This window comes from Leucobacter sp. M11 (genome assembly GCF_035726885.1).
Classification (GTDB): domain Bacteria; phylum Actinomycetota; class Actinomycetes; order Actinomycetales; family Microbacteriaceae; genus JAPFRB01.
This window is the reverse complement of record NZ_JAPFRB010000004.1, coordinates 402,569-411,806: the sequence shown is the minus strand read 5'-3', so window position 1 is coordinate 411,806 and position 9,238 is coordinate 402,569. Positions and strand designations below refer to the sequence as shown.

Below are 9,238 nucleotides of genomic sequence, written 5' to 3'. Positions count from 1 at the left end.
CTCCCCGGGATTGCCGTGCTCACCCTCGCCGCGTTCGGCCCCGCCGTGCTGCCGGAGCACACCATTGGGCACATCGGCGGCGCGGGCGGGGTACAGTACACGCCGACGCCGCCGATCCTCTCCGGGACGGCGATGGCCGCCGGGGTGACCGTGCTCTGTGCCGCGGTGATGGGCTGGGCCTGCCGAGCGGAGCCCACGGGCATCCGGGTCACGCTGTTTGCGGCCGGGACGATTCTGTTCGAGATCGCGGTCATGCTGTTCGGTGGGCTGTGGGCCGGGACCGGCGAGTCCTGGGTGGCCGGGATCGTGTTCCTGGCGGCAATGCTCGGCCTCGGCTTTGGGGCGCTCCCGATGCTGATCGCGCCCAGCGCCGCCCGGGTCGCCGAGGCCCGCGCGGCCGACCCGGGCCCGGGCGGCCCCTGAGCCGCTCGATGCCGGCGGCGACTCCGTCAGGGCCGCCCGACCGGTGACTGTCCACGCTGGGTGCGGCTGTTGCCGAGCGGAACCTCGCTCGGCGAACGTCGCGGCACAGCACGAACGCGCGCGACCCACTTTTCATAACCGAAACATAACCAACGCATCACCAAGACATAACAAACACAAAACTCCCGTAGCTAACCTTCTAGTTCACGGTTAGTGTTTCGACACGCCGAATCTGATCGGCGAATTTCTCGGATTGTACGATAGGCCGCCCCCGGGTGGCCCGCCGGGGGCGAGCGACGACGCTCACCCCCGTTCTGCTCGAACATTATCCCGCCAGCCAGGCTCAAGCCCCTTCGGGCTCGCTGCTTTGCGCATCTCAGAGATCTGCCCTGGCGACACCACAGAGGGGTTCATTGCCATGCAAAAAACCACACCATTTCGCTGTACCATTCTCGCCGCCGCGCTCACCGCCTGCTTGGCCGTGGGCTCGATCACCGGTATCGGCTCAGTCGCCTCAGCAGAGGAGCCCGAACGCGCCGCAATCGACATCAATGACGTGCCCATCGCCGTCGGCGACCCCGAGCCCGGGGCCGTTGGGGACGAGAGCACCCACAACGTTGGGCAGGGCGTGTTCCTGCCCTATCCGGGGTCGGATCGTGGCTACTGGGCGGGAGCATTCAGTATGCCCAGGGGGCTTCCCGGTGACCTGCAACAGGCGCTCTGGTGGTGCATGACGGTTGGCCCCTGGCAAGCCTTGGAATTTCATGACGTCTACGAGGTCAACGCGTCCGCGCTCTCCTACGTCTTCGCCACAAAATCTGCCATCGACACCCCCGAATCACGGGCTGCTATTGCGAGCATCGTCCACGGTCAATACGACACGGGGTCCGATGTGCGCCCGAAGGAGGAATCCCGGGCGACCTGGATGAACTCGCTGAATGAGCATTACCCTGACGTTGCTGCTCTCGCCGCGCAGTACCTTGCCGAGGGCGAGCAGTACGGTGGCCCCTACACCACGGACGGGTTTCAGGTGGTTCCGATGATGAATGCGGTGGGGAAGCCGCAGCTCAACGACGCAGCACACCCGCTCTGGTCCGTCGACGGGATTGGGGTGTTGTCCCAGGCGGGCTTCCCCGTCCCGGGGCACGAGATTACCCTCACCATCGATGGGGAGCTTGAGTGGGAAGCTGGCGGGAAAACACTCGTGATGACCTCCGCCGAGACACTGCTCTCCGCCCGAGCTTTCGCGACCGGAAATGGGTCAGCAACCGTGCGCATGACCGTGGCGAAGACCTTGCCGGGCGGCACCGTCGTCATCGGCTCCCAACCGGGGCACCAAACCATGGTTGGGGAGAAACCCGTGTACCTGAGCGCCGAGGCGTCTGACACGGTTGAGGTTGAGCTGCACTTCCGGCCAGAGGCGATCTCATCGGTTGCCAAAAAACTCGTCGATAACGGAGTTCTTGAGGACAACCTTGAGGTTTTTCCTGCGGCAGACACGATGTGGCTCAAACGAAACGGGGCGTTTATCCCGGTGGTCTTCGACGGTACGGCCTACTCCACGGGAGAAGTTCCCCCTGAGCAGCAGACCGAAATCCCCGAGGGGGCGAGCGTCGTGGGCACCGCCCAGATCACCGCGAATCGGGGACCCGGGGTCTACGGCCCCGCGACGATCGAGGGCGTCGACCCGCAGTTCATTACCTGGGTGTGGGAGGTGAAAGCAGCGTCCCAGTTCCCCGAGTACTCGGAGTTCATCGAGTCCGGCTGGAAGGACGCCTTCGGGGTTCCGGATGAAACGGCCTCCGTCCGGCACCCCCTCGAAATCGTGTCGTCGCTTTCCGTGCGGGAAACGGTTGACGGGATTTTCCTGGTCGATGACCAGTGGAGAACAGGCTTCCCCGAGAACCACGGGGGCTTTGCGGGCACGGAGCGCTTCGCCGCCGATGTTGCGGTGGTGACCAATAGTCTCCATTTCGTCCCCGGTCCAGAGTGGCCGACCGCAACCTCCTGCACCGCTGCCACCCTCCAAACCAGCACCACATCCCCGGCCAAAAACGGATTCGACCCGGTTTCTGCTTACTCGTTCAAGGTCGACGAGAGTCTCGGCGAGGGCACCTGGGTCGTGGTGCATTCCTTCCCCGGCGACGACCGAGTGCAGCCCTTCGAGTCCAGCTGCGATGATCGCACGCAGAGCTACCAGGTGAAGACCCCAACGCCCGACCGGGAGCTCGTGGTGACGACGCTGGTGCACACGAGCACGGGGAAGCCTCCCGTCGCAGGTGATGGCGGGAGCCTCCTGGACACGCATCTGATCACCGGGGAGATCAAGCCCGGCGACGGTGGCGTCTCCGAGCTGTATTTTGTGAAGACCGGCGAGGAGCTCGTGTGCAGCGAGGAAACCCAGGTGTGGACCTCAGAGCGGCTCGATTACGAGCAGGCGAAACCTCAACAAGAAAGCGAGAACAGCTTCACCATCACCACGAAGACTGGGTATGCCTATGGAGAGAACGCGGGCACCTACTCCTTTATTGAGCATGCCACCGACGCGGAGGGTGAGCTCCTCTCCCGGGGCAAGTGCGGAGCGAGCAGCGAGACGATTGTGGTGAAGCCACAGCCCGAGGTGCCCACCGTTCCTGAGGAGCCGGAGAAGCCGAAGGTGCCGGGCAAGCCCGGCGTCCCCTCGGTCCCGGTCGCACCGGGGCGACTGGCAACGACCGGCGCTGGAGGGCTGGGGGCTCTCGCGGCCGTCACCGCGCTGCTCCTGCTCTCCGGGGCAACCGTCCTGATTCGCCGCCGGGTCAGTTCCGGCGGGGAATAGCAGCTGGCCCGAGGGGCCGACCCCTCCCCCTCGGGCCGTCCCCTGTTGTGCCGGGGTTGGAAAACCGTGACCCCCTTGCCCGGAGGCGAGGGGGTCACGGTTCCCGGGGCGTCCCTGGCGGTGCGGACCGCTAGTGCGCGCCGTCTTCCAGCAGCTCCGTGACGAGCGCGGCGATCTCGCTGCGCTCGGAGCGGGTCAGGGTGACGTGCCCGAAGAGCGGGTGGCCCTTGAGTCGCTCGATGACGGCGGCGACGCCGTCGTGGCGGCCCACCCGGAGGTTGTCGCGCTGGGCGACGTCGTGGGTGAGGACCACGCGAGAGCGCTGCCCGATCCGGCTGAGCACCGTGAGGAGCACGTTCCGCTCGAGCGACTGCGCCTCGTCCACGATCACGAAGGCGTCGTGCAGTGAGCGCCCGCGGATGTGGGTCAGCGGCAGCACCTCGATGATGTCGCGAGCGATGACCTCCTCCAGCACGTTCTGGCTGATGACCGCGCCGAGGGTGTCGAACACGGCCTGCCCCCAGGGGTTCATCTTCTCCTGCTGATCCCCGGGCAGGTAGCCCAGCTCCTGGCCGCCGACCGCGTAGAGCGGCCGGAACACGAGGATCTTGCGGTGCTGCTGCCGCTCCAGCACCGCTTCGAGCCCCGCGGCGAGCGCGAGCGCGGACTTGCCGGTTCCCGCCCGGCCACCCAGGGAGACGATGCCGACCGAGGGGTCGAGGAGCAGGTCGATCGCGAGCCGCTGCTCGGCGGAGCGCCCGTTCATCCCGAACAGCTCCCGGTCGCCCCGGACGAGCCGGAGCGAGCCCTCCCCGGTGACCCGGCCGAGCGCGGAGCCGCGCGGGGACTGGATGACGAGCCCGGTGTTGCGCGGCACCTCGGCCAGCTCGGGCAGCTCCGTGAGGCCCTCGGTGTCGTAGAGGTCCCCCATCTGCTCGTCGCTCAGGTCGAGGTGTTCGATGCCCGCGTAGCCGTCGCTCCGGGCCTGCTCGGCCCGGTACTCGTCCGCGTGCAGGCCGATCGAGGCCGCCTTGACCCGCATCGGCAGGTCCTTCGAGACCACGGTGACGGCGAGCCCGTCGTTGGCGAGGTTCAGCGCGACCGCGAGGATGCGCGAGTCGTTGTCGCCGAGCTGCATCCCGCTCGGGAGCACCGCCTGGTTCGAGTGGTTCAGCTCGACCCGGAGCGAGCCCCCGTCGCCGACGGGCACGGGGAAGTCGAGTCGTTCGTGGTGCTCGCGGAGCCGGTCGAGGTGCCGGAGCGCGGAGCGGGCGAAGAAACCGATCTCGGGGTCGTGCCGCTTCTTCTCCAGCTCGGAGATCACCACGACGGGGATGACGACCGAGTGTTCGGCGAAGCGGAACAGCGCGTTCGGGTCGGAGAGCAGCACCGACGTGTCGAGCACGTAGGTGCGCTCGGCCTGGCCGATCCGCTCCGGGTGCTCCGCGGGTGTGTCCACCCGGGTCGATTCGCTGACTGAGGTGGAACTCTTCGTCGTCTTCACAACAACTCCCCGCCCCGGGCCGGAGCCCGGCTCGTGTTCCGAGACGACCGGTGTCGTGTCCAAGGATCGAAGTGTGGTCGCCCCGACCAGGTACGGTACCTGATGCCGCTCACGCTACGCCGGGATGGGGCACGGGGCCAGAGCGACACGCTCAGCGAAGGTCACGAGTGGGTGAACGGCGGGCAAACCCCGGGCGCGGGTAGCGCGGCCCGATATCGGACTCGATCCGAGCCCTCCCCGGCGTCGTCTAACAACACCGCGGAGGGCGAAGGCGAGCGCTTCCCGCGCGCCCGCGCCGCGACCCCGGTCGTCTCGGCGCTGCCAGATCCAGAGGCTAGCCCGGAAAACCGGGCAACTACCCCGCCGAAGCCCCGCGAAAATACGACTCTTTTTCCGCAGATCCCGGTCCCCGAATCGACGGATCGCCGGGTAACATAGTGCCAACGACGTTCAGTTGTTAGACATCTTCGAAAGGGGCCCCGTGCGGACCATTGACTGGGTAGACGGCGCGATCGAACTCATCGACCAGACCAAACTCCCCCACGAGATCGTGGTAAATCGGATCACGGATCTCGACAGCCTCATCGTCGACATCCAGCGCCTCGCCGTGCGGGGCGCCCCCGCCCTCGGCGTGGCCGGCGCGCTCGGCGTCGCCCTCATCGCCGCGGGCTCTGACGACGAGGCCGCGGTGCGCGCTGACGCCCAGCGCCTGCGCGACGCGCGGCCGACGGCCGTGAACCTCTCCTGGGGTGTCGACCGGGTCCTCACCACGCTCGACGGCGGCCCCGCCGCGGTCCTGCAGGAGGCCCTCGACATCATGGCCGAGGACGTCGCCGCCTGCACCTCGATGGGGCTCTACGGCGCCGACCTCGTCCGCAGCCTCGTGCCGAACGAGACCGCGAACATCATGACCATCTGCAACACGGGCGGCCTCGCGGCGGTCGAGCGCGGCACCGCCCTCGGCGTGATCCAGACGATCCACGAGCAGGGCTGGCTCAAGGAGGTCTTCCCGCTGGAGACCCGCCCGCTGCTGCAGGGCGCGCGCCTCACCGCGTGGGAGCTGACCCAGATGGGCGCGCCGTTCCGCCTCCTCGTCGACTCGGCCGGGCCCTTCCTGCTGTCCCGCGGCATCGCCGACGCCGTCTTCATCGGCGCGGACCGGATCGCCGCCAACGGCGACACCGCGAACAAGATCGGCTCCTTCTCGCTCGCGCTGGCCGCGAAGCACGCGGGCGTCCCCTTCATCGTGGTCGCCCCCGAGTCGACGATCGACATGAACACCGCCTCCGGCGCGGACATCGAGATCGAGGACCGCGGCTCCGCCGAGGTCGTCTCCTTCGCGGGCACCCGGACGACCCCCGAGGGCACCGAGGCCGTGAACCCGGCCTTCGACGTCACCCCGCACGAGCTCATCACCGCGATCGTGACCGACCGCCGCGTGATCCGCACGGATCTCGGCGAGACGCTTTCCGGTATCGATTTCGGCGCGACCCGCACCGCCTAGGTCTCCCCAGTTACACTGCTCGAAGCACCTTGAGCGCCTCACCGTTTTGAAAGGACCCACCTCAATGTTGAAGAAGACCGCACTCGTTGCGGGGCTGGCCTCCGCCGCCCTGCTCATGACCGGTTGCGCCGGCGGCGGCGACGCCGCGTCCGGGGACAACTTCGTGTACATCACGAGCGACCCGATCGGCGTGAACGAGTTCCTGAAGTCCGGCGACGCCGGCATCAAGGAGGCCGCGAAGCGCCACGGCGGCGAGTCGAAGACCTTCGAGTCCCGCACGGACGAGGAGCGCCGCTCGAACCTCGAGGCCGCCGTCGGCGAGAACCCCGCCGTCACCGTCATGCTGGGCTTCCAGTTCGAGGACATGGCCGTCGAGTTCGCCGAGCAGTACCCCGACCAGAAGTTCCTCCTGATCGACGCCCCCGCGAAGAAGGACCTGCCGAACCTGTACTCGGCCACCTTCCGCGAGCAGGAGCCCTCCTACCTGCTCGGCGTTGAGGCCGGCAGCCTGACGAAGTCGGGCAACGTGGGCTCGGTCATCTCCCTCGACATCCCGCTGCTGCAGAAGTACGCGGGTGGCTTCTACGAGGGCGCGCAGTCCGTGAACTCGGACCTCGCCCCGAACAAGCCCCAGGTCATCGGTGGCGACAACCCCTTCGCTGACACCGCCCGCGCCAAGGAGCAGGCCCTGGCCTTCGTCTCCGGCGGGGCCGACCAGGTCTTCGCCGTTGGCGCCGCCGCCAACGGTGGCATCATGGAGGCCGCCGCGGAGAAGGGCTTCTTCGCCTACGGCGTGGACGCGAACCAGTGCCAGATGGCCCCCGGCAACGTCGTTGACGGCACCATCAAGGCCGTGGACGTGGTCGTGAACACCGTCGTCGACGAGATCATCGACGGCAAGGCTCCCAAGGACGCCACCAGCTCCTTCGGCCTCAAGGAGGGCGGCATGAACATCGTCAGCCTCACCGACGACGCCGCCGAGTCCGGCTGCACCGTCATGGACAACCCGGAGCTGCTCGAGACCGTGAAGCAGGCCAAGGACGACATCGTCTCCGGTAAGGTCACCGTCACCGACCCCAGCGCCTAAGCAGCGGGTCACCACGTGCGCGGCCGAGCAGAAACGCTCGGCCGCGCACGTGCGTTCCAGAGTTTTCCCGCCGATCGGCTCCGGCGTCGCGTGCGATACGCGAGAATAGATCCGCCCCCACCCGCCTTGAAGGAGTGAAGATGACCGCCGAAGTCGAGATGCGCGGAATCACGAAGCGATTCCCCGGTGTGCTCGCCGATGACAACGTGGACTTCTCCGTCGAGACCGGCGAGATTCACGCGCTCATGGGCGAGAACGGCGCGGGCAAGTCGATCCTCATGTCGATCCTCGCCGGCGTCTATCAGCCCGACGAGGGCGAGATCTTCATCCGGGGCGAGCAGCAGCGCTTCGCCTCCCCACTCGACGCGATCGACGCCGGCATCGGCATGGTCTTCCAGTCGTTTAAGCTCTTCCCCTCCCTGACCATCGCCGAGAACGTGGTGTTCCGAAAGGAACCCACCCGCGGCGGGCTGATCGACCGCGCCCGCGCCAACCGCGAGGTGGCCGAGATCGCTGAGCGCTACGGCCTCGCGCTCGACCCGACGGCCCGGGTCGATTCCGTGCCCGTCGGCGTGCTCCAGCGCGTCGAGATCGTCAAGGCGCTCTACCGAGACGCCCGCGTGCTGATCCTGGACGAGCCCACCGCCGTGCTCACTCCGCAGGAGACCGAGCGCCTCTTCGAGGTGCTCCGCGCGCTCAAGGCCGACGGCCGCACCATCATCCTGATCACCCACAAGCTCAAAGAGGTCATGGCGATCTCCGACCGGGTCACGGTGCTCCGCGACGGCCGCGTCGTCGCCAACCTCGTCACCGCCGACTCCTCCCCCGAGGAGATTACCCGCAACATGACCGGGCGCGACGTCGACCTGAGCACCCCGCCGCCCAAGCAGCCCCCGGGCGAGGTCGTGCTCGCCGCGAGCGGCGTCACCGTGCCCGGCTCCGGCAACCGCAACGCGGTCGGCGGCGTCGACCTGACCGTGCGCTCCGGCGAGATCGTCGGCATCGCGGGCGTCGCCGGAAACGGCCAGGTCGAGCTGGCCGAGGCGATCATGGGGATGCGCGCCCTGTCCGGCGGCAGCATCACCGTCTCCGGCGCTGACCTGACGAAGGCCTCGATCGCGGCCCGCCGTGACGGCGGCCTCGCCTACATCCCCGAGGACCGGCACGCGATCGGCAGCGCGCCCACCGCCTCGGCCACCGACAACCTCGCGATGGGCCACCACCGCAACGCGCCGCTGCTGCAGCGGGGACTGCTCTCCCGGTCCCGGCTCGTCGAGCACGCCGAGCGCCTCATCGCCCGCTTCGGGGTCAAGATCGCCAGCCCGGCCACGCCGGTCGGCACCCTGTCCGGCGGCAACCTGCAGAAGGTCGTCGTCGCCCGCGAGATGGACTACGACTCCCCCGTGCTCATCGCCGAGCAGCCCACCCGCGGCGTCGACGTCGGCGCCATCGAGTCGATCCACCGCGAGCTCACCGAGTACCGCGACGCGGGCGGGGCACTGCTGCTCATCTCCGCGGAGCTCAGCGAGATCATGTCGCTGTCCACCCGCATCCTGGTCATGTTCGAGGGCGAGATCGTCGCCGAGCTGCCCAAGGAGCACGCCACCGAGCAGCAGCTCGGTCTCTACATGGCCGGACAGCGGCAGCGCCCGGGGGACCCGATCGCCCCGATCGCCCCGGCCGCCGCGTCCGCACCCGACTCGAACGGAGCCACCCGATGAAGCGCGTCCGCGACTGGCTCACCGGCCCGATCCCCGTTTCCATCGTGCTCGCGCTGCTCATCGGCGCGGTGTTCATGCTCATCGCCGGGGCGAACCCCCTCGAGGGCTACGCCGCGATGGTGAAGGGCTCCTTCGGCTCCGGCATGGGCTTCAGCACGACCCTGCAGCGGGCCATCCCGAT

At 68.2% G+C, this 9,238-nt stretch carries 6 protein-coding genes and 1 pseudogene; 6 read left to right on the top strand and 1 reads right to left on the bottom strand.

Annotation, left to right across the window (positions count from 1 at the left end):
* Both OOT08_RS14020 and OOT08_RS14015 read left to right on the top strand, forming a co-directional pair.
* Positions 1-423, top strand: a 423-nt coding sequence (locus OOT08_RS14020) for a hypothetical protein (RefSeq protein ID WP_325093406.1), incomplete at its 5' end; no start/stop codon positions are given.
* Between the two features lie 418 nt (positions 424-841).
* Complete coding sequence (locus tag OOT08_RS14015; protein ID WP_325093405.1) at positions 842-3,241, top strand: hypothetical protein; 2,400 nt, start codon at positions 842-844, stop codon at positions 3,239-3,241.
* A gap of 130 nt (positions 3,242-3,371) precedes the next feature.
* Here the strand turns inward: OOT08_RS14015 and OOT08_RS14010 are convergent, their stop codons facing one another.
* Positions 3,372-4,700: a PhoH family protein gene (locus OOT08_RS14010; protein ID WP_325093667.1), complete on the bottom strand. Its 1,329-nt coding sequence runs from the start codon at positions 4,698-4,700 to the stop codon at positions 3,372-3,374.
* Positions 4,701-5,226: 526 nt separating this feature from the next.
* Between OOT08_RS14010 and mtnA the strand changes: the two genes are divergently transcribed.
* The 4 genes and pseudogenes from mtnA to OOT08_RS13990 all read left to right on the top strand — a co-directional run.
* Complete coding sequence (gene mtnA, locus OOT08_RS14005; protein WP_325093404.1) at positions 5,227-6,249, top strand: S-methyl-5-thioribose-1-phosphate isomerase; 1,023 nt, start codon at positions 5,227-5,229, stop codon at positions 6,247-6,249.
* Positions 6,250-6,313: 64 nt separating this feature from the next.
* A complete protein-coding gene (locus OOT08_RS14000) occupies positions 6,314-7,336 on the top strand; it encodes a BMP family ABC transporter substrate-binding protein (RefSeq protein WP_325093403.1) in 1,023 nt (340 codons plus the stop codon).
* Positions 7,337-7,476: 140 nt separating this feature from the next.
* Complete coding sequence (locus OOT08_RS13995; protein ID WP_325093402.1) at positions 7,477-9,057, top strand: ABC transporter ATP-binding protein; 1,581 nt, start codon at positions 7,477-7,479, stop codon at positions 9,055-9,057.
* Positions 9,054-9,238, top strand: a pseudogene (locus tag OOT08_RS13990) (ABC transporter permease); the annotation flags it as partial. The gene OOT08_RS13995 and the pseudogene OOT08_RS13990, both read left to right, overlap by 4 nt.